This is a genomic window from Azospira sp. APE16, assembly GCF_047901315.1.
GTDB lineage: Bacteria > Pseudomonadota > Gammaproteobacteria > Burkholderiales > Rhodocyclaceae > Azospira > Azospira oryzae.
The window spans coordinates 2,844,378-2,868,508 of the sequence record NZ_CP179682.1; the positions used below are offsets into that span (position 1 = coordinate 2,844,378).

The 24,131-nt window shown below is 60.4% G+C and carries 22 protein-coding genes and 1 tRNA gene; 14 read left to right on the forward strand and 9 right to left on the reverse strand.

Features of this window, described 5'->3' with window-relative positions; translation table 11 throughout:
- Positions 1 to 297: 297 nt before the first annotated feature.
- From ACLSSQ_RS13580 to ACLSSQ_RS13590, 3 genes are read left to right on the forward strand one after another with little or no spacing between them, the layout of a single operon-like run.
- The gene (locus ACLSSQ_RS13580; RefSeq protein WP_416242996.1) at positions 298 to 1,497 is read left to right on the forward strand and encodes a tyrosine-type recombinase/integrase; all 1,200 of its coding nucleotides are present in this window, start codon (positions 298 to 300) and stop codon (positions 1,495 to 1,497) included.
- A complete protein-coding gene (locus ACLSSQ_RS13585; RefSeq protein WP_416242997.1) occupies positions 1,494 to 3,416 on the forward strand; it encodes an integrase in 1,923 nt (640 codons plus the stop codon). The genes ACLSSQ_RS13580 and ACLSSQ_RS13585 overlap by 4 nt, the downstream gene beginning before the upstream one ends.
- Positions 3,413 to 3,907: a hypothetical protein gene (locus ACLSSQ_RS13590; protein ID WP_416242998.1), complete on the forward strand. Its 495-nt coding sequence runs from the start codon at positions 3,413 to 3,415 to the stop codon at positions 3,905 to 3,907. The genes ACLSSQ_RS13585 and ACLSSQ_RS13590 overlap by 4 nt, the downstream gene beginning before the upstream one ends.
- Positions 3,908 to 4,025: 118 nt before the next feature.
- Here the strand turns inward: ACLSSQ_RS13590 and ACLSSQ_RS13595 are convergent, their stop codons facing one another.
- Together ACLSSQ_RS13595 and ACLSSQ_RS13600 are read right to left on the reverse strand one after the other, a co-directional pair.
- Positions 4,026 to 4,721, reverse strand: coding sequence for a HEPN domain-containing protein (locus tag ACLSSQ_RS13595; RefSeq protein ID WP_416242999.1), 696 nt, complete (start codon positions 4,719 to 4,721; stop codon positions 4,026 to 4,028).
- A 67-nt stretch (positions 4,722 to 4,788) separates the two neighbouring features.
- On the reverse strand, positions 4,789 to 7,125 hold the full coding sequence (locus ACLSSQ_RS13600) for an AAA family ATPase (protein ID WP_416243000.1): 2,337 nt from the start codon (positions 7,123 to 7,125) through the stop codon (positions 4,789 to 4,791).
- A gap of 115 nt (positions 7,126 to 7,240) precedes the next feature.
- Between ACLSSQ_RS13600 and ACLSSQ_RS13605 the strand changes: the two genes are divergently transcribed.
- Positions 7,241 to 7,405 carry a helix-turn-helix domain-containing protein gene (locus tag ACLSSQ_RS13605; protein ID WP_416244295.1) on the forward strand — a complete coding sequence of 55 codons (165 nt, stop codon included), beginning with the start codon at positions 7,241 to 7,243 and terminating at the stop codon, positions 7,403 to 7,405.
- 382 nt (positions 7,406 to 7,787) lie between these two features.
- On the forward strand, positions 7,788 to 8,498 hold the full coding sequence (locus tag ACLSSQ_RS13610) for a DUF599 domain-containing protein (protein WP_014236784.1): 711 nt from the start codon (positions 7,788 to 7,790) through the stop codon (positions 8,496 to 8,498).
- 12 nt (positions 8,499 to 8,510) lie between these two features.
- On the opposite strand, the gene ACLSSQ_RS13615 is transcribed toward ACLSSQ_RS13610, so the two are convergent.
- Together ACLSSQ_RS13615 and ACLSSQ_RS13620 are read right to left on the reverse strand one after the other, a co-directional pair.
- Complete coding sequence (locus ACLSSQ_RS13615; protein ID WP_416243001.1) at positions 8,511 to 8,867, reverse strand: DMT family transporter; 357 nt, start codon at positions 8,865 to 8,867, stop codon at positions 8,511 to 8,513.
- A 101-nt stretch (positions 8,868 to 8,968) separates the two neighbouring features.
- A tRNA-Ser gene (locus tag ACLSSQ_RS13620) sits at positions 8,969 to 9,061 on the reverse strand.
- 120 nt (positions 9,062 to 9,181) lie between these two features.
- Between ACLSSQ_RS13620 and mltF the strand changes: the two genes are divergently transcribed.
- Positions 9,182 to 10,618, forward strand: coding sequence for a membrane-bound lytic murein transglycosylase MltF (mltF, locus tag ACLSSQ_RS13625; RefSeq protein ID WP_416243002.1), 1,437 nt, complete (start codon positions 9,182 to 9,184; stop codon positions 10,616 to 10,618).
- A 174-nt stretch (positions 10,619 to 10,792) separates the two neighbouring features.
- On the opposite strand, the gene serS is transcribed toward mltF, so the two are convergent.
- The 3 genes from serS to ACLSSQ_RS13640 are packed head-to-tail and all read right to left on the reverse strand — an operon-like array spanning position 10,793 to position 13,842.
- Positions 10,793 to 12,076, reverse strand: coding sequence for a serine--tRNA ligase (gene serS / locus ACLSSQ_RS13630; RefSeq protein ID WP_287874225.1), 1,284 nt, complete (start codon positions 12,074 to 12,076; stop codon positions 10,793 to 10,795).
- A gap of 36 nt (positions 12,077 to 12,112) precedes the next feature.
- Complete coding sequence (locus tag ACLSSQ_RS13635; RefSeq protein WP_416243003.1) at positions 12,113 to 12,478, reverse strand: GxxExxY protein; 366 nt, start codon at positions 12,476 to 12,478, stop codon at positions 12,113 to 12,115.
- A 38-nt stretch (positions 12,479 to 12,516) separates the two neighbouring features.
- Positions 12,517 to 13,842 carry a replication-associated recombination protein A gene (locus ACLSSQ_RS13640; protein WP_172974788.1) on the reverse strand — a complete coding sequence of 442 codons (1,326 nt, stop codon included), beginning with the start codon at positions 13,840 to 13,842 and terminating at the stop codon, positions 12,517 to 12,519.
- Between the two features lie 360 nt (positions 13,843 to 14,202).
- Between ACLSSQ_RS13640 and ACLSSQ_RS13645 the strand changes: the two genes are divergently transcribed.
- Together ACLSSQ_RS13645 and ACLSSQ_RS13650 are read left to right on the forward strand one after the other, a co-directional pair.
- A complete protein-coding gene (locus tag ACLSSQ_RS13645; protein WP_416243004.1) occupies positions 14,203 to 15,204 on the forward strand; it encodes an IS1595-like element ISCsp2 family transposase in 1,002 nt (333 codons plus the stop codon).
- A 62-nt stretch (positions 15,205 to 15,266) separates the two neighbouring features.
- Positions 15,267 to 16,826, forward strand: a complete 1,560-nt coding sequence (locus ACLSSQ_RS13650) for an IS91 family transposase (protein ID WP_416243005.1) — start codon at positions 15,267 to 15,269, stop codon at positions 16,824 to 16,826.
- Positions 16,827 to 16,958: 132 nt separating this feature from the next.
- Here ACLSSQ_RS13650 and ACLSSQ_RS13655 read toward each other — a convergent pair whose 3' ends face one another.
- On the reverse strand, positions 16,959 to 17,540 hold the full coding sequence (locus tag ACLSSQ_RS13655) for a TetR/AcrR family transcriptional regulator (protein ID WP_416243006.1): 582 nt from the start codon (positions 17,538 to 17,540) through the stop codon (positions 16,959 to 16,961).
- A 209-nt stretch (positions 17,541 to 17,749) separates the two neighbouring features.
- Between ACLSSQ_RS13655 and ACLSSQ_RS13660 the strand changes: the two genes are divergently transcribed.
- The 4 genes from ACLSSQ_RS13660 (at position 17,750) to ACLSSQ_RS13675 (ending at position 21,853) form a co-directional block, all read left to right on the forward strand.
- On the forward strand, positions 17,750 to 19,180 hold the full coding sequence (locus ACLSSQ_RS13660) for a coniferyl aldehyde dehydrogenase (protein ID WP_096825384.1): 1,431 nt from the start codon (positions 17,750 to 17,752) through the stop codon (positions 19,178 to 19,180).
- Positions 19,181 to 19,210: 30 nt separating this feature from the next.
- Entirely contained in the window at positions 19,211 to 19,768 is a 558-nt protein-coding gene (locus ACLSSQ_RS13665) for a hypothetical protein (RefSeq protein ID WP_416243007.1), read from the forward strand.
- Between the two features lie 91 nt (positions 19,769 to 19,859).
- Positions 19,860 to 21,458, forward strand: a complete 1,599-nt coding sequence (locus tag ACLSSQ_RS13670) for a GMC family oxidoreductase (RefSeq protein ID WP_074855360.1) — start codon at positions 19,860 to 19,862, stop codon at positions 21,456 to 21,458.
- Between the two features lie 104 nt (positions 21,459 to 21,562).
- Positions 21,563 to 21,853: a pantetheine-phosphate adenylyltransferase gene (locus tag ACLSSQ_RS13675; RefSeq protein WP_416243008.1), complete on the forward strand. Its 291-nt coding sequence runs from the start codon at positions 21,563 to 21,565 to the stop codon at positions 21,851 to 21,853.
- Here ACLSSQ_RS13675 and ACLSSQ_RS13680 read toward each other — a convergent pair.
- On the reverse strand, positions 21,777 to 22,778 hold the full coding sequence (locus ACLSSQ_RS13680; RefSeq protein WP_416243004.1) for an IS1595-like element ISCsp2 family transposase: 1,002 nt from the start codon (positions 22,776 to 22,778) through the stop codon (positions 21,777 to 21,779). The genes ACLSSQ_RS13675 and ACLSSQ_RS13680 overlap by 77 nt on opposite strands.
- 166 nt (positions 22,779 to 22,944) lie before the next feature.
- Between ACLSSQ_RS13680 and ACLSSQ_RS13685 the strand changes: the two genes are divergently transcribed.
- Both ACLSSQ_RS13685 and ACLSSQ_RS13690 read left to right on the forward strand, forming a co-directional pair.
- On the forward strand, positions 22,945 to 23,355 hold the full coding sequence (locus ACLSSQ_RS13685) for a hypothetical protein (protein ID WP_416243009.1): 411 nt from the start codon (positions 22,945 to 22,947) through the stop codon (positions 23,353 to 23,355).
- A gap of 84 nt (positions 23,356 to 23,439) precedes the next feature.
- Positions 23,440 to 24,099, forward strand: a complete 660-nt coding sequence (locus tag ACLSSQ_RS13690; RefSeq protein WP_416243010.1) for a hypothetical protein — start codon at positions 23,440 to 23,442, stop codon at positions 24,097 to 24,099.
- Positions 24,100 to 24,131 lie beyond the last annotated feature (32 nt).

Below are 24,131 nucleotides of genomic sequence, written 5' to 3' on the forward strand. Positions count from 1 at the left end.
GCTGGTCATTTTCGTGACGCATTCTGGAGCTTACGGCATGAAAACGTGGGCGTAACGCTCAAGGGTCGGGAAACTCCCTGTAGGGTCTTCTTCCGATTTCTCGATGCACTCCAGGCCACTGGAGAACAAATAGCTCGACTTGACCAGATAGACCGTGAGTTGCTAGACCGTTACATAACCTGGCTAGCGTTGCAGACGGTATCTACGGGGAAGCAGAAGGGGAAACCTTTAGGGGAAGGCGTTCGCAGAAAGCTCTTCGACGGACTGAAAGCAGTGCTTGTTAATCGGCAAGGGCGTGTGCCCAATTCCGTCAGTCGGAACCTTAGCTTTCCCTTCAACCCATTTCCAAATGCGAATCGCCTCTCCGGCAAACGAGAGCCGTATTCGGATAGCGAGCAACAAAGAATTATTGAAGCGCTCAACGCAGACTTGCGGTGTATCCACGAAAACAAAGTTGATGAACTAGCACCTTTGCAAGTCCTGATTGTTCATCTGATAGTTCTTGCTCTCACGACTGCGCGGAATTTGCAGTCGTTGCTTGACCTTAACCGCCATGCGCTGCGCGAGCATCCACTACAAGACCGGGAACTGTTAGTTAGCACGAAACGTCGAGGCTGGTCGACCCATGCCTCATCAGTAAGGAAGGCCGCCTTGGCGCCGAAAAACTCCCCACTGATAGAACCAATTCCATCGAGTATCGGAGACCATTTCCGCTTTCTTTGCGCCTACACGGCCCCTTTGGTCGATGAGGCAGAGCAACGTGATAAGTCTGCTGCATTCTTATGGCAGATTACTGCAGGTGAGCGAAAGGGTCGCGTTGCGCGACTGGACTTCAGGAATGCGAACAACGGTGCGGCGCGATTCTCTCAGAGACATAACCTGATTGATGACCGCGGCCAACCGCTCAAGGTTAACGTCTCCAGGTTTCGTCCCACGTTTGCTAATGCCTTATATCGGCGTACCGGAGATATTCGTCGCGTACAGCAGGCACTGGGGCATGCCAACATTCAAACAACGGCTCGCCACTACCTCTCGGCGCCCCTAGAAGCCGAACGGAACCACGCCATCGTCCTCGACAGCATGGTAGGGCAGTTCTCTCGGATAGAGGTCGGGGGCAAAGTGCTGATTGCTGCCGATGGAAAGATTCCAGTGCAAGACATCGAGAACCTGCTTGCCGGCGGCTACAACACCGGGGTTGCACGCTGCAAAAACCCTTTTAGAGAGAACGACTCTGTTTGCCAGAAGTTCTTTGCTTGCTTTAAGTGCCCGTCCATGTGCGTCTTCGAGGACGACCTTTGGCGGCTCTTCAGTTTTTATTACCGCCTGCTGTCTGAGCGGCGGAAGCTTAATCCCATTCATTGGGAAAAAACCTATGGCCCTATCATCCGGCGAATCGATACAGACATCGCTTCACAGTTCCCTCAGGACAAAGTGGCGAATGCCCGACATGAAGCCCAGGTAAATCCGCATCCGGCGTGGAAGGGGTCCATGTTTTGATTGCCCATCAGCTCGACCTCAGGCCAATCGCTTCATTCGCACCAGCCGAAAAGGCTAAGCTGCCAGTCTCCGTTGCTCGAGAGCCGAGCGGTTTACATGTCGTCAGCCGCTATGAAGACTACGCTTGGGACTTCTACCCGTATATACAGACACCAAACCTAACGCCAGGGAAAATGCAGATTGACTGGCGAGTACCACTGCCTGATGGACGGCTTCTTACTGACCCAGAGCATGCGCGGCTACTAGAGTCATCGAAGGACTTTATTTGGTCGCTCTACGCCAGCCCAATCGAAGGTCGTAAACGGCCATCGATGCAAACCTTGGTGCGGAAGGCAACCGACCTGATGCACCTTGTGCGCTGGATGACATCTATCAGCCTACGTCGCTTTGCTGAGCTTGAGGGCAGGACGTCCGGCTATATCGACCATTCGAGGCGCAGGAAGAATGGAGAGGCAGCTTCCGGCGAGACGGTTGCACATCGACTGCTGGTTGTTGAAGACCTCTACCGCCAAAAAGACAACCTCGCAGACGCTCTTAGCGTTCATCCATGGCCCGGAGAGACGACGACCTCCCTGTCTGGAAGGTCGATGGACCTTAAACCTAGAACGGATGTAATTCCTGATGCAATCGCAAGTGCCCTAGGAGAGCTTGCAATTGACTATGTTCAGCGTCGTAGTAGCAACATTATTGCTGCGTTCCTTGCCGCAGACGAAGTCGGACGAGAGAAGCAAGATGCGGGTTTAAAAACTACCGCTCAATCAGTTGCGAAAACTTCTGTTGCCTGTGAGTTTGGCTTTGGAAGCTGGGGGGACTTGGTGGCCAATATGGTGCGGCTTCGCACAGCCTGCTACATCGTCATTGACCTTTTTTCGGGCATCCGCGATTCTGAAATGAAGTCGCTCCAGGTGGACTGCGTCGCGCCGGGTAAGACTCGAGACGGCTCAACAGACGTTCTCTGGCTCCACGGGACGATATACAAGACTGGAATGCGTCCGAAGCGTTGGATGGTGCCGCCAATTGTGAGTGAAGCTGTCAATGTCCTTACCCTGCTCACTGCTCCTCTACGTGTGGCCATCGAGCAGGAGGAACGTGCGCTTGCGGCCCGTGTAGCTCACTCAAACGCCAAGGGGCGGGATAAGTTAGTCAAACGCCTGGATGCCCTGCGCAAGATGAAATCCTCCTTGTTCCTGATGCGGCCGCTGAAGCAGCTACAGCGTGGAATTACCGTACTCCCTGGTGTCACGATAAACCATGACTTGAAGAAGTTCTGTGCCGACCTCGGTATCCGCGACAGCGCTGGCAAGGCGTACCGACTTCACGCACACCAGTTCCGCCGGACCTATGCCCGCTTTATGGCTAGCTCAGAGCTTGGGGACCTGATTACGCTCCGCGACCATTTCGGCCACTGGACCATAGACATGACGGTCCTCTACGCTGATGGTGGTGCTGATGAGTACGAAGTAGATACCGAACTGCTTGAGATGGTCACTTCAGAAAAGCAGTCGCGCCAATCGGAAATCATGAATGGCTACCTTGATTCAGACGCCCCGCTCGCCAACGGCGGCCACTGGCTTCGGGACTGGCGGGCATCCGTGCGTACGGCGCCAAACAAGGAGGCCTTGATTAAGGAGTACGCCAGCACGATTACGCTCAACGGCACAGGGCACTCTTGGTGCGTCGGAAACGCAAAGGGGGCCGGGTGTGGTGGTCTCTGTGTCTTTGAGGCGCAGATGTGCGTCGATTGCAAGTTCGGCATCATCGGCCAAGAGCACAGGCCAGTTTGGGAAGGCATCCGAGACCAACAGTTGGAGGTCTTGACGCTCGAGGATATCGGGCCAGGGGGACAAGCCAGGGCACGTCATATTCTGGCGCAAGCGGAACGTGTATTGAAATCTCTTGATGGCCGGGAGGCACCATGAGCATGCATGAGGCAGCGCGAGGCGCACTTGCGGCGCAGAAACAGAAGTCGCTCAAAGAAACACGAGAACGACTTGAATTGGCTGTCCGCCGAATCGTTAACGGCAACCCTCAAGTCGTCAAAAAGGGCTCAAAGCTCACTGCCGCTTCCGTGGCAAAAGAGGCCGGAGTAGACCGCGTCACTCTTTACCGATTCCATGAGCCAGTGCTTTCAGAGTTACGCCGAATTAACGACACAACGCCACGCGCCTTGTTGAAAGAAACCCGGGCGGAGCGAGCGCGAGCGGAGACCAAGCAGAAAGAATATCTGCGGCTCGCCGAGGAGGCTCAAGAAGAGGTGAAGGCATTAGCTAGAATTAACTACCGGCTAGATGCACGCATCAAGGAACTTGAAGAGTTGCTTCGAATCCGGGACGATGTAATCAAAGACCTTCAGCAGCATCGACAACAAGGGTCTAGCGTGGAGCCCCTCACGCGGAGGCCAAATCTGTAGTCTTTGGAGTCACCTACTCGCGCCGAACAGCCCCGCAACTCGCTCGGGAACGCGCCCCTCCGGTCGTTTAGTAAAAACGTGCGGCCCCAAAACGGCACAAGTCACCCCGCATGGCGGGCTAGAAGGTTGCACCTACGTCATCGAGAATATTCATGATGATGGCAAACCGTGTTCGATTGTGCCCAACGGGAATTGACTTTAGCCAGGCCCCGACATTATGAAAGCGATTTTCAAGACGCTTAATACCCGTAGGGAAAAGTGAGCCCTGAGCCAAAGTGTCATTCATTGCATCAAGGGAGCGTTGGCTCCGGTGCGCAATGTGATTTCTCAGGGCGATGAGAGAATTGATAATTGCTTTCTGCTGCACAGTAAGCGCTGTGAATTTCGCAGCGTGAGCTGCAACCAGCCACGAACAGGCTTTCTCTTCAAGTTGCCCAAAGTTTGGGAAGGTAATGTTATTCCCCATACTGTTAGCCAGAGCCAGTACATCTGCCTTGTTCAGATGAGTTGGAAACCTGAGACTCCCGAATGCTTCGAACACACGCTTTGGAGTGGAGGAGGCGTCTATATAGACATTAAAAGAGTTCGCAAGATGTTGCTTAAACCTCGAGGCATCGCGGTTGATATAGGCGATGAACATATCGCTAACGAAGCCCTCCCAGGTCACCGCAGCAGCTAGCAGACTGTGTTCAGTCAACGTGGACTGGTCGGTCTCACTTGCGAAGGCTATACAGCCAGCCGTATGAAATCTGTTCAGGTCGGCCAGCTGTTGCCGAAAGTCGTCTCTGACATCGTCAGGAGAAATTTTTCTCATGTCTGTTTAATCCGCTGAGTTTTGTCTTTGACACACAAATGATGTGCCGTCATGTCTTGACCTAAGGTTATGCTGGAGGAGAAATAGTGAGTTGCATTCTTTCAAAATGCCGTTCGTCACACTCTCTAATCAGCGAAAGAACATCTCGCAATACCTCCGGCGCCTCTCCCAGGGCTGATGCATCGTCATGGCCTTCACCTATCTGCTCGGCGTGAGAGTGTGTGTCCAGGAATCTCTGGATACGAGTTTTCTTAGGACCATCAAAGTCGACAGCTTCGAGTCGGGCGTGAAGAGTCTTCTGGTCGGGCACCTTGAAAACCAAGAACGCCTCCAACAAACGCCGAGCGAGATTAGGAAGTTCGTAGTAAGACTGTAATGCCCCCCCACCGGGGAGCGCACTCGCCTCAACCACCCGTTTGAATAAGAAATGGTATTCGGATTCGTAGTCACGGAGGAACGGGTCCAGTGACTCTAGGACAGAGCTACGTTGTCCATCCCTATAAGACGCCCGAAGCATGAAATATCTGGCTGGTTTGGGGCCCCGTACTCTGTTTAGATGGCCATACCAATTCTTAACCTGCCGTAGGAAGGTGTAGTTGTGGGTCAGGACAAAAAGCTGCCCAGCGTCACACAATCTTCGCTTCATGAAGCCGAATGCGCTGTAAATGGCGTTTGTGTCGAGGCTCGAGATAGGGTCATCGACGACAACGATGCCTTGCTGAAGGTCGAACGAACGGTCTTGCAACGACTTCAGGAAGTACAGGAAAGCGATGGCAGTTCGCTCTCCTTCACTAAGGTTTGTAGCTGCGCCATCGCGCCTGACGAGCCGGTATCCGGTGTCCTCCACTGTAACTTGGATTTCGTCGTGTCCAAGATAAGACACCAATTCGCGGTTTAACTCATCAGCAGGTTGACGATGATTGCGGATGTCCTTCTCGAGTGCCAGCACATCTCGTCGAGCGTTGCCCCACGACTCCTTGGCTGCCGAATGAGCTTTGGTTGCATCTTCAAATTGCGTCAGCTTCTCCGACCACTCGGGTAATGCGACAGACAACTCATGGAAATGCAGGCGCTCACGTGCGGACTTCACCTCCTCAGCAAACGACGCAGTCTTGGAGTTGTGCTTTGTAAGAAAAGCATTAACGCGCTCGAGTGCGAGTCTTCCCATGAACTCACCCAAAGATGACAATCCTGCGGAAAGTGCCTCCATGAGCCTTGCCAATATGGACATGTCGTCATCTGGAAGGCCACTCCCACCGCTTAGGAGACTCCTGAGTTCAAGACTTTCAAACGCTCGCTCTTGCTTAACCCTTACTGCTCTTGCAAGAGCTAGCAATCCAGAACGAACATTATTGAGATGAAGTCTTAATTCTCCGCACGCTTTGTCATATTCCTGTCGAAGCTCCGGGTAGAGGTCCTTACTCTCAGGCAGAGTAAGAACTCCAATGGAATTGGCTGCATTTTCGATGCGGCCGACCAGTACTGCTAAATTTTGGTTGAATTGACGAAATTGGTCGTTAAAGTGAGCCTCTAGTTGGCGCAATCGCGCGGCGGGTAGCGGTTGATTGCAGAATTTGCAGGCTGCTGCATCTCCACCCTGAGTATGCAGCGACAAACCGCTTTGGACCCAGGTAGCAACCGTTGGGTTAGCCGTCAGCTCGTCAATAACGGCGGATACCACGCTTGTTCTAAGAGCCGCTTGCACTTCCTGCTGGAGCTTTGGCAGGTCAGGAAAGGCAACTGCTGCTAGTTGCACTAATGGCAAAGCCTGGGCGTCCTTCATGTCGAGCAGTGCTTGGCGCACCTCCGGGGATAGTTGAGGCGGCAGAGAAGCGTTGAGCCGCGACATGTTCGTCCTGAAGTCAGCAGCGTTGTAGTTATTGAAGCTGCCTCCTGGCGCAACCAAGAGATTCTTGATGGAACGAGCAGCAGCTGTTGCGTAGTCGTCAAGCTCCTTTTTTGTTTTGGTTTCTTGGGCCGCCGCCGCCCGGACTGCCTCCGTGAAGGTGGGAAGATTTGTTTTTAGGGCATCAAGCTGCCGCTGTTTTTCTGCGCTTTCCTCACCAAAAACATACACAGGGGGTAACTGACCAAGCGCTCCTTCACTGCTCTCAAAAACGCTACGTGCGACCGCATCTCGATTAAAGACGCGAACTTGCGGCAATCCGACTTGAGAGAGGTCTTTACCTGTAACAGTGCTGCCATCCAGAACAAAATCGACATCGCCTTCAAGGACTGGTGTCCCTGTTTGAAGGGACTTCAGCAACCCTGACACAGTTGTCTTGCCCGTGCCATTCCACCCATAAATGAGGTTAAAACGGCCAAAATCTTCCAGGGTCGCCGGCCAGTTGAAATTCTTGAAAATTCTGTGGCCACGAATCTTTCCAAAGCGCTCTAGCTTCACAAGCCCTCCCATATTTATGTCAGCATCTTAGTTCATAACTTTAATAAACTCATTGGGAAGCCCGTACTCACGCCCCTGATGGGCATATCCCGGCAAAACTGGAACCCAAGAACAACTGGCTCAAAGACTTGGCGAAACGCAGAGCTTTGTCAGTAAATGTGAGCGCGGGGAGCGCCGGTTGGACGTTATTGAGTTCCGCGCTTGGAGCCGAGCGCTCGGCTTCTCATTACAAGAAATAACGGAAAGGCTTGAACAAGCCTACTCAGAAATGCCATCTTGAGCCCCCGCGCGATGAGTTTCGCCTCTTGCCGTAGTGGTCCGAAATGACAACCAAGAAGGATTTTTCCGATGGCCACTTCCCCAAAGTACGAATTACAGGAAGTCCACGTCTCAGCCAAAGCGAAGGACTAGCCAAATTGTTGAGGATGCTCCGCCTAACAATGAGCAACACCTAAAAGCGTTGCGCACTTGCTGTATCCATCTACAGTCAGGCCTTTTCAATACGCCACACATATATACGATTACATAACGCATGGATTTCCTGGCCCGCCACGTGCCGGCCAAGAGCCGGGTCATCTGAAGCCGCCCCGCGGCGCCGGGAACGGCCCGGCTCCGGCTGTGGCAAAATCGGCCCATCGGCTTTCATTGACGCGGAATTCCCCATGCCCCAAGGCCCCCTGGCCCATCTGACCCTGCTCGACTGGAGCGCCCTGAGTTGGTTCCTCTTCTGCTGGATCGGCTACGTCTTCTTCGCCGAACGGGGGCCTCACGCCCGGGAAAACCTGGTGGGCCAGGGCCACGCCTACCGCCTGCAATGGGCGCGGCGCCTGCTGGAGCGGGAAGTGCGCATCACCGACGCCTCCCTTATCGGCAACCTGATGAACAGCGTCTCCTTCTACGCCAACACCACCATCTACATCATCGCCGGCCTCTTCGCCGTGCTCGGCACCCTGGACAAGGTGGTCTCCGTCACCGCCGACTTCCCCTTCGCCCGGGAAGTCACCCGGGACCTGCTGGAACTGAAGCTGCTGCTGCTCTTCGGCGTCTTCGTCGTTGCCTATTTCAAATTCACCTGGTCCCTGCGCCAGTTCAACCTGCTCTCCATCCTGGTGGGCGCCGCCCCCACCGGCAGCTGCGACACCGATCCGGAACTGGAAGCCAGCGCCCGGCGCATGGCGGCGGTGAACAGCTACGCCGGGGACGACTTCAACCGGGGCATCCGGGCCTACTACTTCGGCCTCGCCGCCCTCACCTGGCTGGTGGGTCCGGGCCTGTTCCTGGTGGTCACCAGCATCATCGTGGTGGTGCTCTACCGCCGCGACTACCATTCCGAGACCCTGCTGGCGATGCGCCCGCCCGGCGGCGGCGCCTGAGAAACAAAGGGCTCAGGCGCTCAGCTTGAGCCCGGCCACCCCGGCCAGGATCAGGCCGATGCTGCACAGACGCAGGGGACTGGCCGATTCCCCCAGCAGGAAAATCCCCACCAGGGCGGTGCCGGCGATGCCGATGGCCGTCCACACCGCATAGGCCAGGCCCAGGGGCAGCTGTTTCAGGGCCAGGGCCAGCAGGCCCATGCTCGCCGCCATGGCCGCCAGGGTGGCGGACCACATCAGCGCCGGACGGGAGGAAGCGGTCGCCGACTTGAGGCCCAGGGCCCAGCCGATCTCCAGCAGACCGGCGAGCAGCAGCACAGCCCAGGCCAGCAGGGGCGAGAGGAAAAAGACAGTAGTGGGGGAAAACATGGGCGACCTCCGTGGCAACGGGGCCGTCCCCAAGGCACGGACGCTGGCGGGGTCGTCCCCGCAGCGGGCGGCAGGCGCCGCCGGAAGAAGCAGAAAAGGAGTGGCGGTGAGGGTGGGATTCGAACCCACGTGCCAGGTTTCCCTGACCATCTGATTTCGAGTCAGCGCCGTTATGGCCACTTCGGTACCTCACCGGGGAGGCGGATTTTAGCACGATTCGCCGCCCCGGGCGCTGACCTGGGCCCCTTTGTCGGGCTGGGCGTCCATGGCACAATCCGGGAACTTTTTTCCCGGACAACCCCGGAAAGGCGAGGATGCGTCCACAGGTATTCCGCTGGCTGCTGGTTGCCCTGCTTACCCTGGTCCTGGTCTACGCCTGTGCCGACAGGAAGGTGGCCTCCTGGCGGGAAAGCAACGAGCTGGTGGTTCTCACCAGCCCCGGCCCCCTGACCTACACCCCCGGCGCCCAGGACAACGGCGGCGAAGCCGGGGCCGGCTTCGAGTACGACCTGGTCAGCCTCTTCGCCGAGGAGGCCGGGCTCAAGCTGAAGCTGGTTTCCGTCGGCAATTACCGGGAAGTGGCCCAGGCCCTGAAGCGGGGCGCCGGCCACATGGCCGCCGCCTGGCTGGTCTGGCACCCGGGCGTGGCCAACAGCGAATTCCAGGCCACCACTCCCTTCTTCCAGAGCAGCCACCTGCTGGTGCAGCACGAGGCCTCCCTGCCCATCACCAGCACCGAACAGCTGGCCGGACGCACCGTACACGTGGTGGCCCGCAGCCGCCACGCCGACCTGCTGGCCGGGCTGCCGGCCCTCAATCCGCCGGTGACGGTGCAGGAACATCCGGAATGGAGCGACCTGGACCTGCTGCAGGCGGTGGCCGAGCAGCGCATCGAGCTGGCCCTCACCGACGGCCCCATCCTCGACATCGCCCAGAACTACTATCCCCAGCTCAGCGCCACCCTGCAGATCGGCGAGCCCCAGCCCATCGCCTGGCTCTTCCCCGGGGACGCGGACCCGGAGCTGGTGGCCAAGGCCGAAGCCTTCCTCGGCCGGGTGCACAAGGACGGCACCCTGGTGCGCCTGAAGGACCGCTATTTCGGCCACGTGCGCCGCCTGAAGCAGTTCGACGTGGTGCAGTTCCTCGAGCGCACCCGCAGCCTCCTGCCCGATTTCCGCACCCAGTTCGAATCGGCCCAGGCCCGCACCGGCATCGACTGGCGCCTCATCGCCGCCCTCGCCTACCAGGAATCCCAGTGGGACCCCATGGCCACCAGCCCCACCGGGGTGCGGGGCATGATGATGCTGACCGAGGAAACGGCGGACCGGCTCGGCGTTTCCAACCGACTCGACCCGAAACAGAGCATCAGCGCCGGCGCCCGCTACCTGGCGGACATCCGGGACCAGCTGCCGGAAACGGTGAAGGAGCCGGACCGCACCTGGATGGCCCTGGCCGCCTACAACCTGGGCCTGGGCCACATGAAGGGCGGCCTGGCCATCGCCCCCAGCACCGAGGCGGACCCGGATTCCTGGTTCGAGATGAAGCGGGTGCTGCCCCTGCTCTCCCGCCCCGAGTATTACCGGCGCTTAAAGAGCGGCCGCGCCCGGGGTGGCGAGGCGGTGATCATGGTGGAGAACATCCGCATCTTCTACGACATCCTCACCCGCCACGAGCCGCCCTACATTCCGCCCAAGCCGGTGGTAGAAAGGAAGGAGAAAAAGGGCGACAAGAAGAGCAAGAAGCGACACTGAGGCACCGCCGGGCAGGCAAGGCGCCAGGGTCGAACGGGGCATGGCGCAGAGGCAGGCAGCAAGCCATTCTCCAGGCAGGCCATGCCGGAAGGTCCGTCCCGTCTGCCTTGCAGCCGGGGCAAAGAAAAAGGCCGGGATATTCCCGGCCTTTGCTTTGGCGAAGAGCGACGCGACTTAGGCGGCGACGATCTTCTCCAGGCCGCCCATGTAGGGACGCAGCACGGCCGGCACGGTGACGGAGCCGTCGGCGTTCTGGAAGTTTTCCAGGATGGCCACCAGGGTGCGGCCCACGGCCAGGCCGGAACCGTTGAGGGTGTGCACCAGCTCCGGCTTGTTCTTCTCGTTGCGGAAACGGGCCTGCAGGCGGCGGGCCTGGAAGGACTCAAAATTGGAGCAGGAGGAGATTTCCCGGTAGGTGTTCTGGGCCGGCAACCACACTTCCAGGTCGTAGGTCTTGGCGGCGGAGAAGCCCATGTCGCCGGTGCACAGGGTGACGCGGCGGTAGGGCAGCTCCAGCTTTTCCAGGATCGTTTCGGCGTGGCGGGTCAGCTCTTCATGGGCCTCGGCGGACTTCTCGGGGGCCACGATCTGCACCAGCTCCACCTTGTCGAACTGGTGCTGGCGGATCATGCCCCGGGTGTCGCGGCCGTAGGAGCCGGCTTCGGAACGGAAGCAGGGGGTGTGGCAGACCAGCTTCAGGGGCAGGGCCTCGGCGGCGAGGATTTCGTCGCGCACGATGTTGGTCACCGGCACTTCGGCGGTGGGGATCAGGTACAGGGGCTCGGCATCGGCCCGGGCGATCTTGAACAGGTCTTCCTCGAACTTGGGCAGCTGGCCGGTGCCGAAGAGGCTGGCGGCATTCACCAGGTAGGGGGTGTAGACCTCGGTGTAGCCGTGCTCGCCGGTGTGGGTGTCGAGCATGAACTGGGCGAGGGCCCGGTGCAGGCGGGCCAGTTGGCCCTTCATGACGGAGAAGCGGGCGCCGGAAATCTTGGCGGCCACAGCGAAATCCAGCTGGCCGAGGGATTCGCCCACGTCGGTGTGGTCCTTGACCTCGAAGTCGAAAGTGCGGGGCGTGCCCCAGCGCTTCACTTCCACGTTGTCGGTTTCGTCCTTGCCCACCGGCACGGTTTCATTGGGCAGATTGGGAATGGCGGCGACGATGGCGTTGAACTCGCCCAGCAGCTCGGTGAGGCGGGCTTCGGCCTGCTCCAGCTCGGTCTTCATGGCTGCCACCTGGGCCATCACCTCGGAAGCATCCTCGCCCTTGCCCTTCAACATGCCGATCTGCTTGGAGAGGGAATTGCGGCTGGCCTGCAGCTCCTGGGTGCGGGTCTGCAGGGTCTTGCGCTCGGCCTCCAGGGCGGAGAACTGGGTGAAGTCGATAGCCTTGCCGCGGGTCGCCAGGCGGGCAGCCACGGCGTCGAGGTCGTTGCGGAGCAGTTGAATGTCGAGCATGGAATCAAAACCTTTTTGCCACAGAGGGCACAGAGATCACAGAGAAAATCGTTTCACGCCGTCGGCAAGCCTGGGCTCGCCAAAGTTGATAAGTAAACCACGTTTCAAGCCAGTTGCCTTCAGGTAGGACAAGACCTGGGCCGATACCGCTTCGGGCAACGCCCGTTGGGACTTCGGCTCCACCACCACGGCATCGGCCACCACCAGATCAAGGCGCTGGCCGGCAATCACCCGGCCCTTGTACACCACCTCCACCGCCACCTGCCGGGCAAAGGGAATATCCCGTAGGGACATTTCATGGCAGAGGGCCTCCTCATAGACACTCTCCAGCAGCCCCGGCCCCAGCAGACGATGCACCTCGATGGCGGCGCCGATAATCTGCTGGGTCAGTTGGTCTGCCATGACACTCGGTGTCTCTGTGCCCTCTGTGCCCTCTGTGGCTAGCCTTTTTTGCCTTTGCGGGCGGCCTGGGCATCCAGGTCCCGCAGGTGGGCGAGCTTTTCGCCGATCTTGATTTCCAGGCCCCGCTCCACCGGCTGATACCAGGTGGCGGGCGCCATGCCGTCGGGAAAGTAGTTCTCACCGGCGGCGTAGCCTTCGGCTTCGTCGTGGGCGTAGCGGTAATCCTTGCCGTAGCCCAGATCCTTCATCAGCTTGGTGGGGGCGTTGCGCAGGTGCTCGGGCACCGGGCGGGAGCCGTCCTTGGCGACGAAGGCGCGTGCCGCATTATACGCGTTGTAGGCGGCATTCGATTTGGCGGCGCAGGCCAGGTAGATCACCGCCTGGGCCAGGGCCAGCTCCCCTTCCGGCGAGCCCAAGCGCTCGTAGGTCTGGGCCGCGTTCATGGCGATCTCGCTGCCCCGGGGGTCGGCCAGGCCGATGTCTTCCCAGGCCATGCGCACGATGCGCCGGGCCAGGTAACGGGGGTCGGCGCCGCCATCCAGCATGCGGCAGAACCAGTAGAGGGCACCATCCGGGTTGGAGCCCCGCACAGACTTGTGCAGGGCCGAAATCTGGTCGTAGAAGGCATCGCCGCCCTTGTCGAAGCGCCGCAGGCTCTGGGCCATGGTGGCTTCGATGAAAGCCCCGTCTACCTTGGCCAGCTTGGCGGTGCGGGCCGCCGTACGCACCTGCTCCAGCAGGTTGAGAAAGCGCCGGGCATCGCCGTCGGCCAGGCCGATCAGGCGGGTGCGGGCCTCGTCGTCAAAATCCAGGTCCGCCAGGGCTTTTTCCCGGGCCCGGTCGAACAACTGGCCCATCTCGGCCTCGTCCAGGGACTTCAGGACATAGACCGAGGCCCGGGAGAGCAGGGCCGAATTGACCTCGAAGGAAGGATTCTCGGTAGTGGCGCCGATGAAGGTGAACAGGCCGCTTTCGACAAAGGGCAAAAAGCCGTCCTGCTGGGCCTTGTTGAAGCGGTGGATTTCATCGACGAAGAGAATGGTGCGCTTGCCCTGGGCCTTCCACATCTCGGCCTGGGCCACCGCCTCCCGCACCTCCTTGATGCCGGAGAAGACGGCGGAAAGGGCGATGAACTCGCAGTGGAACTGGGTCGCCATCATGCGCGCCAGGGTGGTCTTGCCCACCCCGGGCGGCCCCCACAGGATCATGGAATGGGGCTGGCCCGACTCGAACGCCAGACGCAGGGGCTTGCCCGGCCCCAGCAGATGCTGCTGGCCGATCACCTCATCGGGCGAGCGGGGCCGCAACTGCTCCGCCAGGGGAGCCCCGGCATCCACCGTTCCTTGGGAAAAAAGATCGCTCACTCAGAATCCATTGGCAGCAGGACTGCCCGTGCAAAAGCCGCAGTTTACCTCAAGGGCCCGATTGCCCTTCATACCCTGTCCGGAAGAGAAGCTCCCTCCCCCAAAGCCGCCCCACCTCAACCCGACAACTCACCGACGGATGGCGCAGGTCACTGCAGCGGACATAGCGGGCTACCCAATGGACATAGGTCTTTTCGGCCCGTATGCTTCAATGACGTGTGCGTACCGCAGCCCGCACCTGATCGACCAAACGGGGGCCCGGTACAACCACCTTGTCAGGAATGTCCGGTTTCATGGCAACAAAATACTGTATGGATAAAAGGGGTATCTATTTAGCTCCAGTGACGTGAGAATAGCTGGATGGAAACCCAGATGCTAACGCCAACTCCTGGACGGGACTACCCCCGCACCTGGAACGAATTTCTTGACTGGTTTGCCACCGAAGAGGCTTGCCAGGCGTTCCTGGAGAAGCTTCGGTGGCCCCAAGGCTTCGTCTGCCCGCGTTGCGGCAACGCTGGCGATGTGTACCGCGCCAGCCGCACCCGCCTGATGTGCCGCTCATGCCAGTACCAAGGCACAGTGACATCTGGAACCATCTTTGACAAGACGCGCACACCGCTGCGTGTCTGGCTGGCTGCAGCTTGGTACCTGACCAATCAGAAACAAGGCGTGAGCGCCCTGGGGCTGCAGCGCGTATTGGGTTTGGGGAGCTACCAGACCGCCTGGACCATGCTGCACCGGTTTCGACGTGCCATGGTCCGCCCGGGCCGGGACAAGCTCAAGGGGCTTGTGGAGGTGGATGAAACGTACCTGTCCATCACGGATCGCAAGAATCCCGCCACCCCTGCAGGGCGCAAGAGCAGCACCACCAAAGTGTTGATGGTCATGGCGGTGGAGATCGTGGAGCCCAAGGGGTTTGGGCGCATCCTGTTACGCCGCATTGACCGAGACGCCGCCACCCACGTAATCCCCTTTGTGCAGGAGGTGGTCGAGCCTGGAGCCCAGGTACGCACGGATGGTTCGGCGGCATACCGCGCTCTGGGAGAACTGGGTTACACCCACCAGCGCACCGTCATGCTCGGCTCAGGCGTACCTGCCCATGTCTCCATGGCGGGAGTGCACCGGGTCGCCTCACTGGTACAGCGCTGGGTGCTGGGAACACATCATGGCTCTGTACAGCCAGACCACCTGGACGCCTATCTCGATGAATTCGTGTTCCGTTTCAACCGGCGCACATCCAGCTCACGCGGGATGCTGTTTTACCGCTTGCTGCAGCAAGCGGTGGTTACGCCGCCAGTGACGTATGGGGATGTCGTGAGCAAGAACACCGGGGAGAGCCAATCGGATACCATTGCTGGATGAAATCACAGTATCAATGGGGCTGCTGGAGCTAAATAGATACCCCTTGCATTTGTACAGTATTCATGTCAGCCACTTCCAAGCCCAAGCTCTACAACCCACGCCACCCCGAACGCACGCTGCTCTACCAAACGGTAGCCGAGCACTACGAGACCTGGCTAGAGTTGGCCAGCGCGGGTCAGTTCGACGGCCAGGGCGACCACCACACCCCCAAGCCCTTCGTGCGCAAAGCGTTTGCCAAGTATCTTGAGTGCGGCATCTTTGCCCATGGCTTTGCCCGCGCTCGCTGCGGCGACTGTGGGCACGACTACTTTGTAGCCTTCTCCTGCAAAGGCCGGGGAGTCTGCCCCTCGTGCACCACCCGGCGGATGGTGGAGACGGCGGCACACCTGAGCGACCACGTTTTCCCCCGCCTGCCGGTGCGCCAGTGGGTGCTCTCCGTGCCCAAGAGGTTGCGGTACTTCATGCAACGCGACGGAGCGGTGCTGAGCATGGTGCTGCGCATCTTTCTGCGGGTGATTGCACAAACTCTGCAGACCCACAGCCCCGGTGCGGCCCATATGGACAAGGCAGGCCTGCACATCGGTGCCATCGCCTTCATTCACCGATTCGGCTCCAGCCTCAATGAACACGTCCACTTCCACGTTTGTGTGGTGGACGGGGTGTTTGAGGAAGTGGAGGGCGAGGGCGATGCTGATGCGACCCCTCGAATCTCATCGCCGGGTGTCATCTTTCACGCGGCCACCGGCATCGATGCGGCTACCGTGGCCCCAGTGCAGACCACACTGCAAAAACGCATCCTGCGCGCCTTCGTTGCTCGGGGCTTGCTGGAGAACTGTGACGCCAAAGACATGCTGGGCTACAAACACAGCGGCTTCTCGGTGGACGCCGGTGTCTGCATCGAAGCCCACGACCGCGCTGCGCTGGAGCGGCTGCTGCGCTATTGCGCGCGTCCACCGTTTTCCATGGAGCGCCTACGCAAAGAGGGAAGCAAACTGGTGTACCGCTGTGCCAAACAGCGCAGCGAACCCACCAGCGACAAGCGCGGTGCCAAGGTTGATGAGCTGCACCTCACACCGCTGGAGCTGATCGACCGCATTGCCGCGCTGGTTCCCCCGCCACGCACCCACCGGCACCGCTATTTTGGCGTGTTGGCACCCAACTCGCCGCTCAGGGCTGCGGTGACGGCGCTGGCGACACCGGCGCAAGCCGCTCCCGTGCTGGGCGCGTCGATCAGCACGGGGGAGTGCGCGCCTGGTGTGGTACCGATGAGCAGCGCGCTGCCATCCCAGAGCGAGCCGGTGCTGCCCAAGCGTGCAGCGCACTACCTGTGGGCGGTGCTGATCGCCCGCATCTACGAGGTGTTCCCCCTCTTGTGTCCGCTGTGTGGCGGGCATATGCGCATCATCGCGTTCATTACGCACAGCACTGACATCCGGCACATCCTGGACCACATCGGGGCAGATTCAGAGCCACCCCGCATCTCCCCGGCGCGCGGGCCACCGCTGTGGGATGACTGTAGTGATGCGCAGATGGATGACGGGGCGCAAACCGAGCCAGCAGACTGGGACCTAGCGGCGCAACCGGCACCGGACTTTGAGGTCGATCAGCGCATCAGTTGGTGAATGAACAAAGCGGCGATTTTGACTTGCCGCGAACTGGCTCTGCGCCCGGTACACGCCGAGCGCCGCAAATCACTCTCCTGAACGCCAAACCCTGGTGGTGAACCTGACACCTGGGCGGGAAAATCGAGTGTCTCAGCCGGCTTGATGGCGCTTCCGCGGTGCGATACTTGGCCTCATGCGGTTAAAACGCCTATCCGTCGGGCTGGCGCCCGCCGTGCAGAGAAAGCGCACCCAGGAGGTCATGATGATCCAGGCGTTCAGCGTCAGCGCCTCGATCTGCGCCGGGGTCATCAACAGGATGCCGGCCTCGACGAAGCCCTGGTAGATCGACTGCGCCCCCACCAGGCAGCGCTGGGCGAAGGCGCGGTAACGCTCGGCCAGCTCGGCGTCGGATTCCAGCAGGTGCTCCAGGTCGCGGTGCAGGAAGCGGTAATGCCACATCGCCGCCAGCAGCGCCTCCAGATAGAAGGTCTTGTCCTCCACCGTCAGCGCGCGGCCTTCGGGCAGGCGCAGAAAGCTGTCGACCTGCGCTTCGTACTGGGCGAACAGCTCGGCGATGATCATCTGCTTGTTGCGGAAGTGGTAGTACAGATTGCCCGGCGAAATGCCCAGGTGCGCGGCGATGTGGTTGGTGGTGACGTTGCGCTCGCCCTGGCCGTTGAACAGGGCCAGGCTCTCGGCAACGATGCGGTCGCGGGTCTTGGGTGGCGCCATGACGCAGCTCGATCTCGACTTCAGAAGTGGCAAAGGTACAGGCGAAACAGCCGAAGTGTTACCCCCCGATGCATCCGCCATGCCCTGGCAGGCCTTTGGTTAGGGTGCAGCGAGGACGGCGTCGCGGCATCCTATTTGACACATTAGAGTAATTGCTCTAAAAATCCAGCTTAGCCCATGCAGCCCGCTGGAACGTCGAGGAGAAACCCATGGTCGCCGACATCGCCTACCTGCAGCAGAACCAACAGCAGATCAACCAGCTGGACGCCACCTTCGCCCTGCAGCGCGCGGCCTTCGCCGCCAACCCGATGCCCTCGGCCGAGCAGCGCATCCAGTGGCTGAAATCCCTCAGCGAGCTGCTGACCGAGCAGCAGGATGCGCTGATCGCAGCGATTTCCCGGGACTTCAGCAATCGCTCGGCCGACGAGACCCTGCTCGCCGAGCTGATGCCCAGCCTGCATGGCATCCATTACGCGTCCAGGCGCATCAGGAAGTGGATGAAGCCCTCGCGGCGCAGCGTCGGCCTGCAGTTCATGCCCGCCGCGGCCAAGGTCGTCTACCAGCCGCTGGGCGTGGTCGGCATCATCGTGCCGTGGAACTACCCGCTGTTTCTCGCCATCGGCCCGCTGACCGGCGCGCTGGCCGCTGGCAACCGGGTGATGATCAAGATGAGCGAGTCCACCCCGGCCACCTCGCAGCTGGTCAAGGACCTGCTGGCGCGCGTCTTCCCCGAGGACCTGGTCAGCGTCGCCCTGGGCGAGGCGGAAGTCGGCATGGCCTTCTCCAAGCTGCCGTTCGACCACCTGCTGTTCACCGGCGCCACCAGCATCGGCCGGCACGTGATGCGCGCCGCCGCCGAGAACCTGACCCCGGTGACCCTGGAGCTGGGCGGCAAATCGCCGGCCATCGTTTCCGCCGACGTGCCGCTGGAGCACGCCGCCGAGCGCATCGCCTTCGGCAAGACCCTCAACGCCGGGCAGACCTGCGTGGCGCCTGACTATGTACTGGTGCCGCGCGATCGCGTCGACGGTTTCGTCAGCGCCTACCGCGACGTCGTGCAGCGCTTCTACCCGCAGCTCAAGGACAACCCCGACTACACCGCGATCATCAACGAGCGCCAGCTGGCCCGCCTCAACGGCTACCTGCAGGACGCCCAGGCCAAGGGCGCGCGCATCGTCCCGATCTACCCAGAGGCCCAGGGCCGGCGCCTGCCGCAGAGCCTGGTGCTGGACGTCAACGACGACATGAAGTTGATGCAGGACGAGATCTTCGGCCCGCTGCTGCCGGTGGTGCCCTATGAGCGCCTGGACGACGCCTTCGCCTACGTCAACGCGCGCCCCCGGCCGCTGGCGCTGTACTACTTCGGCTACGACAAGCGCGAGCAGCAGCGCGTGCTGCACGAGACCCATTCCGGCGGCGTGTGCCTGAACGACACCCTGCTGCACGTGGCCCAGGACGACATGCCGTTCGGCGGCATCGGCCCCTCCGGCATGGGCCATTACCACGGTCACGAAGGTTTCCTGACCTTCAGCAAGGCCAAGGGCGTGTTCATCAAGCAGCGCTTCAACGCCGCGCGGCTGATCTACCCGCCCTATGGCAAGGCGATCCAGAAGCTGGTCTACAAGCTGTTCGTACGCTGAACAACGCGGGCAGCGCCCGTTTTACGCCTGGTGACAACAACAATGAACGACACCACCCTCAACGCGCCGCAACTGTCGCGGCGCAACCTGCTCAAGGTCGGCCTGCTGGGCACGGCGCTGCTCGGCACTGCCGGGCTGACCGCCACCCTCAGCGGCTGCTCGGCCAGCACGCCAGCCAATGGCTACCTGATCCTGCGCAGCAGCGACCTGCCCTTTCTCCGCGCACTGATCCCGGTGATGCTCGACGGCGCCGTCAGCGCCGAGCAGATGCCGCAGGCCATCGATGGGACGCTGAAGAGCCTCGACACCAGCCTGGCGCACCTGTCGCCGGAGATGCTCAAACTCACCGTGCAGCTGTTCGACGTGCTCGCCCTGCCCATCACCCGCGGCCCGCTGACCGGGGTCTGGGGCAGCTGGGACAACGCCAGCGCCGATGACGTGCGCAACTTCCTCGTGCGCTGGCAGAACAGCAGCCTGAGCCTGCTGCGCATGGGCCACGCCTCGCTGCTGCAACTGGTGATGATGGCCTGGTACAGCCGCCAGGAGGCCTGGGCGCATTGCGGCTATCCAGGGCCACCTACGGTCTAGTTGTAGGAGCCGGCTTGCCGGCGATTGCTGGATCGCCGGCAAGCCGGCTCCTACCAGGGCTGCGCTGTCCATAACAACAAGAGAATTCGAAATGCCCGTACCCGATTTATTCAAGCAAGGCCTGGCCCGCGGCTGGAAGACCCATGACGGTTCGCGTCTGGAAAACGACCTGACCCTGGAAGTCGATGTCGCCATCGTCGGCAGCGGCGCCGGTGGTGGCACCACCGCGGAAATCCTCAGCGCGGCGGGTTACAAGGTGCTGCTGATCGAGGAAGGCCCACTCAAGACCAGCGACGACTTCAAGATGCAGGAAGCCGACGCCTACCCGACCCTCTATCAGGAAGGCATCGGCCGCATGAGCAAGGACGGCGCGATCACCATCCTCCAGGGCCGCGCGGTCGGTGGCACCACCCTGATCAACTGGACCAGCAGCTTCCGCACGCCGCCACAGACCCTGGCGCATTGGGCCGAGGTCCACGGCGTGAAGGGCCATGACGTCGAGTCCATGGCGCCCTGGTTCGAGCAGATGGAACAGCGCCTGGGCGTGGCGCCCTGGGCGGTGCCACCGAATGCCAACAACGAGGTGCTGCGCAGCGGCTGCGACACGCTCGGCTATCACTGGGCGCCGATCCCGCGCAACGTGCGCGGCTGCTGGAACCTCGGTTATTGCGGCATGGGCTGCCCGACCAACGCCAAGCAGTCGATGCTGGTCACCACCATCCCCGCCACCCTCGACGCCGGCGGCGAGCTGCTCTACCTGGCACGCGCCGACAAGCTGCTGATCGAAGGCGACCAGGTGGTCGGCATCGACTGCCTGGGCATGGACGAACGCTGCGTAGCGCCCAACGGCAAGCGCATCCGGGTCAAGGCGCGGCATTACGTGCTGGCCGGCGGCGGCATCAACACGCCCGGTATCCTGCTGCGTTCCAATGTGCCCGACCCACACCAGCGCGTCGGCCGGCGCACCTACCTGCACCTGGCGAACTTCTCCGCGGCGCAGTTCGAGCAGGTCATCAACCCCTTTTACGGTGCGCCGCAGTCGGTCTACTCGGATCATTTTCAGTGGGACGACGGCACCGGTGGGCGCCTCTCCTACAAACTTGAAGTGCCGCCGCTGCAACCGGCGCTGACCGCCACTCTGCTCGGCGACTTTGGTCGCGAGAATGCCCTGCGCATGGCGCAACTGCCGCACACCAACGTGATGCTCGCCCTGCTGCGCGACGGTTTCCACGAAGACAGCGCCGAAGGGCGCGTCGAGCTGCGGGGCGATGGCAGCCCGGTGCTCGACTACCAGATGACCGACTACACCTGGGATGGCGTGCGCCGCGCCTACCTGACCATGGCGGAAATCCAGTTCGCCGCCGGTGCCAAGGCGGTGATGCCGACCCATGCCGATGCGCGTTACGTCGGCAGTTGGAAGGAGGCCCGGGACATGATCGAGAACCTCGACCTGGCGCTGTACCGCACCCGCCTGGGCAGTGCTCACGTGATGGGCGGCTGCGCCATGGGCGAGGATGCACAGCAGGCAGTGGTCGACAGCCTGGGCCGGCACCATCACCTGGCCAACCTGTCGATCCACGACGGTTCGCTATTTCCCACCAGCATCGGCGCCAACCCCCAACTGTCGATCTACGGCCTGACCGCCAAGCTTGCGACGCTGCTGGCCGAGCGGCTGAAAAGCCCGAGCTAGACGCTACTGCCCTGGCATGGGAGAACGCAACGCAGGCCGTGGCTTGGCCGCTGGCATGCGCTGCGCTACCATCCGACTCCTTTTCGACCCGCCAGGACGTCCCGATGAATCGAGTGTTATACCCCGGCACCTTCGACCCCATCACCAAGGGCCACGGTGATCTGGTCGAACGCGCCGCGCGCCTGTTCGATCACGTTATCATCGCCGTCGCCGCCAGCCCCAAGAAGAACCCTCTGTTTTCCCTGGAGCAACGCGTCGAGCTGGCCCGCGAGGTGACCAAGCACCTGCCCAACGTCGAAGTGATGGGTTTTTCGTCGCTCATCCAGCAATGGTATCCGATTGGCTCTCCCCGGTGTTCTTGCTCACGACATCCCCATACGTCACTGGCGGCGTAACCACCGCTTGCTGCAGCAAGCGGTAAAACAGCATCCCGCGTGAGCTGGATGTGCGCCGGTTGAAACGGAACACGAATTCATCGAGATAGGCGTCCAGGTGGTCTGGCTGTACAGAGCCATGATGTGTTCCCAGCACCCAGCGCTGTACCAGTGAGGCGACCCGGTGCACTCCCGCCATGGAGACATGGGCAGGTACGCCTGAGCCGAGCATGACGGTGCGCTGGTGGGTGTAACCCAGTTCTCCCAGAGCGCGGTATGCCGCCGAACCATCCGTGCGTACCTGGGCTCCAGGCTCGACCACCTCCTGCACAAAGGGGATTACGTGGGTGGCGGCGTCTCGGTCAATGCGGCGTAACAGGATGCGCCCAAACCCCTTGGGCTCCACGATCTCCACCGCCATGACCATCAACACTTTGGTGGTGCTGCTCTTGCGCCCTGCAGGGGTGGCGGGATTCTTGCGATCCGTGATGGACAGGTACGTTTCATCCACCTCCACAAGCCCCTTGAGCTTGTCCCGGCCCGGGCGGACCATGGCACGTCGAAACCGGTGCAGCATGGTCCAGGCGGTCTGGTAGCTCCCCAAACCCAATACGCGCTGCAGCCCCAGGGCGCTCACGCCTTGTTTCTGATTGGTCAGGTACCAAGCTGCAGCCAGCCAGACACGCAGCGGTGTGCGCGTCTTGTCAAAGATGGTTCCAGATGTCACTGTGCCTTGGTACTGGCATGAGCGGCACATCAGGCGGGTGCGGCTGGCGCGGTACACATCGCCAGCGTTGCCGCAACGCGGGCAGACGAAGCCTTGGGGCCACCGAAGCTTCTCCAGGAACGCCTGGCAAGCCTCTTCGGTGGCAAACCAGTCAAGAAATTCGTTCCAGGTGCGGGGGTAGTCCCGTCCAGGAGTTGGCGTTAGCATCTGGGTTTCCATCCAGCTATTCTCACGTCACTGGAGCTAAATAGATACCCCTTATGGATAAACAGTTACATACCCGAATCCATTGCCACACAAGGAAAACCGCTGTCCGGTTTCCCAGCTTATTGGACACGTCCCCGTTTTATTGGACGTTTTTGTCGTCTACTACTAGTTAGAAACCATGAACAAATCACTCTCTCAACGCTTTGGCTGGCTTCAATATCCGATTGGTGGCTTTGGCTTTCTGCTGTGGATGGCATCATTTCAATTCACCACATGGCTCCGCGAGCATGGATACCAAAGTCTCTCCGACATTGGAGCTGGCTATGTCTTGGGTTTCGCAACCGCCTTTGCAGGTTGGGTGCTTGTTCACCTGTGGAAAGGTCGCTGGTCGAAGTTCGTTGATAGTCATCCAATCTGGAAGTGGTTCTCCATCCTCAACTTGGCTGGCATCTTTCTGTTTGGCTTCGCTGGCGCACTAATTGATTTGTTCGCTGACACAAGTGGTTACTTCAATGTTGGTTTCTGGGTCTCAGCATTTGTGATGGGCTCTTGTTTTGGCCCCATGATCAATGAAATCGAGGGTTTCTAACATGGCGCTCAACCTCGCTCCCTTCGGTCGCTGGACGCTGCGCGATAAAGCCGTGCAGCGCCGGTTAGCTCTACGTTAGAGGCCATGAGCGAAATCCTTCCGCCCTGGAGCAGTTGCAAAGCGGTGAGAAACCACTTTGTCGAGTGCGCGCCACCATTTGTCATGCTCGGGTTGATCATCGGCGTCCTTCATCACTTCTTCGCCACAACGCAATTGCCCGCGTTTCTTTCGTTCTTCACTGACGGGCCGTTCCCGATCCGAAATGACCTTCTCGACGTTCTCTCCGAGCACGCCGCGCCTAAGACATTGACCTACGGTATGTTCGCGGTTATCGCACTCGTGTTTCTGGGCCGAGTACTGTTTGGGTCAAGCTCTCCATATACCGAGCGCTTCTCCGACCGTTTTGTCTTGCCGCTGTATAGATTCAATCTCACTCTCTCCGCAGCAATGGCTTCGCTCATTGTGGGCCTTGCTGCCTCGGCGCTGCTGGTTGGGTACGTTGTCGTTGCTGCTGCGTTCCTTGCCTACGCGCTGTTTCCCGTTTTGTATGCGGCGGTTCTCTCTGCGTGTGTTCGGCTTGCATTTCCTCTGTCCCGTGGAGCGCCCAACTTCGACGACGATCCAATCGTTTCTAGGCTTATCGGCGTTCTTGCACTCTTCATGTTCGTGGCGCTGGTGGCAGTTTGGCCATTCATAGAGCGGTTCTTGTCCTGGGCGTCGAAGGTCATTAAACATGGCCTCTAACCCTGCGTTCGAGGCGACCTGCGCGAAAAGCC

Coding starts and splice junctions, on each gene's coding strand:
- serS (WP_287874225.1), bottom strand. CDS start 12,076: ATGCTCGACATTCAACTGCTCCGCAACGACCTCGACGCCGTGGCTGCC.
- ACLSSQ_RS13655 (WP_416243006.1), bottom strand. CDS start 17,540: ATGGCGCCACCCAAGACCCGCGACCGCATCGTTGCCGAGAGCCTGGCC.
- ACLSSQ_RS13645 (WP_416243004.1), top strand. CDS start 14,203: ATGGAAACCCAGATGCTAACGCCAACTCCTGGACGGGACTACCCCCGC.
- ACLSSQ_RS13595 (WP_416242999.1), bottom strand. CDS start 4,721: ATGAGAAAAATTTCTCCTGACGATGTCAGAGACGACTTTCGGCAACAG.
- ACLSSQ_RS13635 (WP_416243003.1), bottom strand. CDS start 12,478: ATGGCAGACCAACTGACCCAGCAGATTATCGGCGCCGCCATCGAGGTG.
- ACLSSQ_RS13590 (WP_416242998.1), top strand. CDS start 3,413: ATGAGCATGCATGAGGCAGCGCGAGGCGCACTTGCGGCGCAGAAACAG.
- ACLSSQ_RS13680 (WP_416243004.1), bottom strand. CDS start 22,778: ATGGAAACCCAGATGCTAACGCCAACTCCTGGACGGGACTACCCCCGC.
- ACLSSQ_RS13610 (WP_014236784.1), top strand. CDS start 7,788: ATGCCCCAAGGCCCCCTGGCCCATCTGACCCTGCTCGACTGGAGCGCC.
- ACLSSQ_RS13615 (WP_416243001.1), bottom strand. CDS start 8,867: ATGTTTTCCCCCACTACTGTCTTTTTCCTCTCGCCCCTGCTGGCCTGG.
- ACLSSQ_RS13690 (WP_416243010.1), top strand. CDS start 23,440: ATGAGCGAAATCCTTCCGCCCTGGAGCAGTTGCAAAGCGGTGAGAAAC.
- ACLSSQ_RS13675 (WP_416243008.1), top strand. CDS start 21,563: ATGAATCGAGTGTTATACCCCGGCACCTTCGACCCCATCACCAAGGGC.
- ACLSSQ_RS13660 (WP_096825384.1), top strand. CDS start 17,750: ATGGTCGCCGACATCGCCTACCTGCAGCAGAACCAACAGCAGATCAAC.
- ACLSSQ_RS13650 (WP_416243005.1), top strand. CDS start 15,267: ATGTCAGCCACTTCCAAGCCCAAGCTCTACAACCCACGCCACCCCGAA.
- ACLSSQ_RS13670 (WP_074855360.1), top strand. CDS start 19,860: ATGCCCGTACCCGATTTATTCAAGCAAGGCCTGGCCCGCGGCTGGAAG.
- ACLSSQ_RS13685 (WP_416243009.1), top strand. CDS start 22,945: ATGAACAAATCACTCTCTCAACGCTTTGGCTGGCTTCAATATCCGATT.
- mltF (WP_416243002.1), top strand. CDS start 9,182: ATGCGTCCACAGGTATTCCGCTGGCTGCTGGTTGCCCTGCTTACCCTG.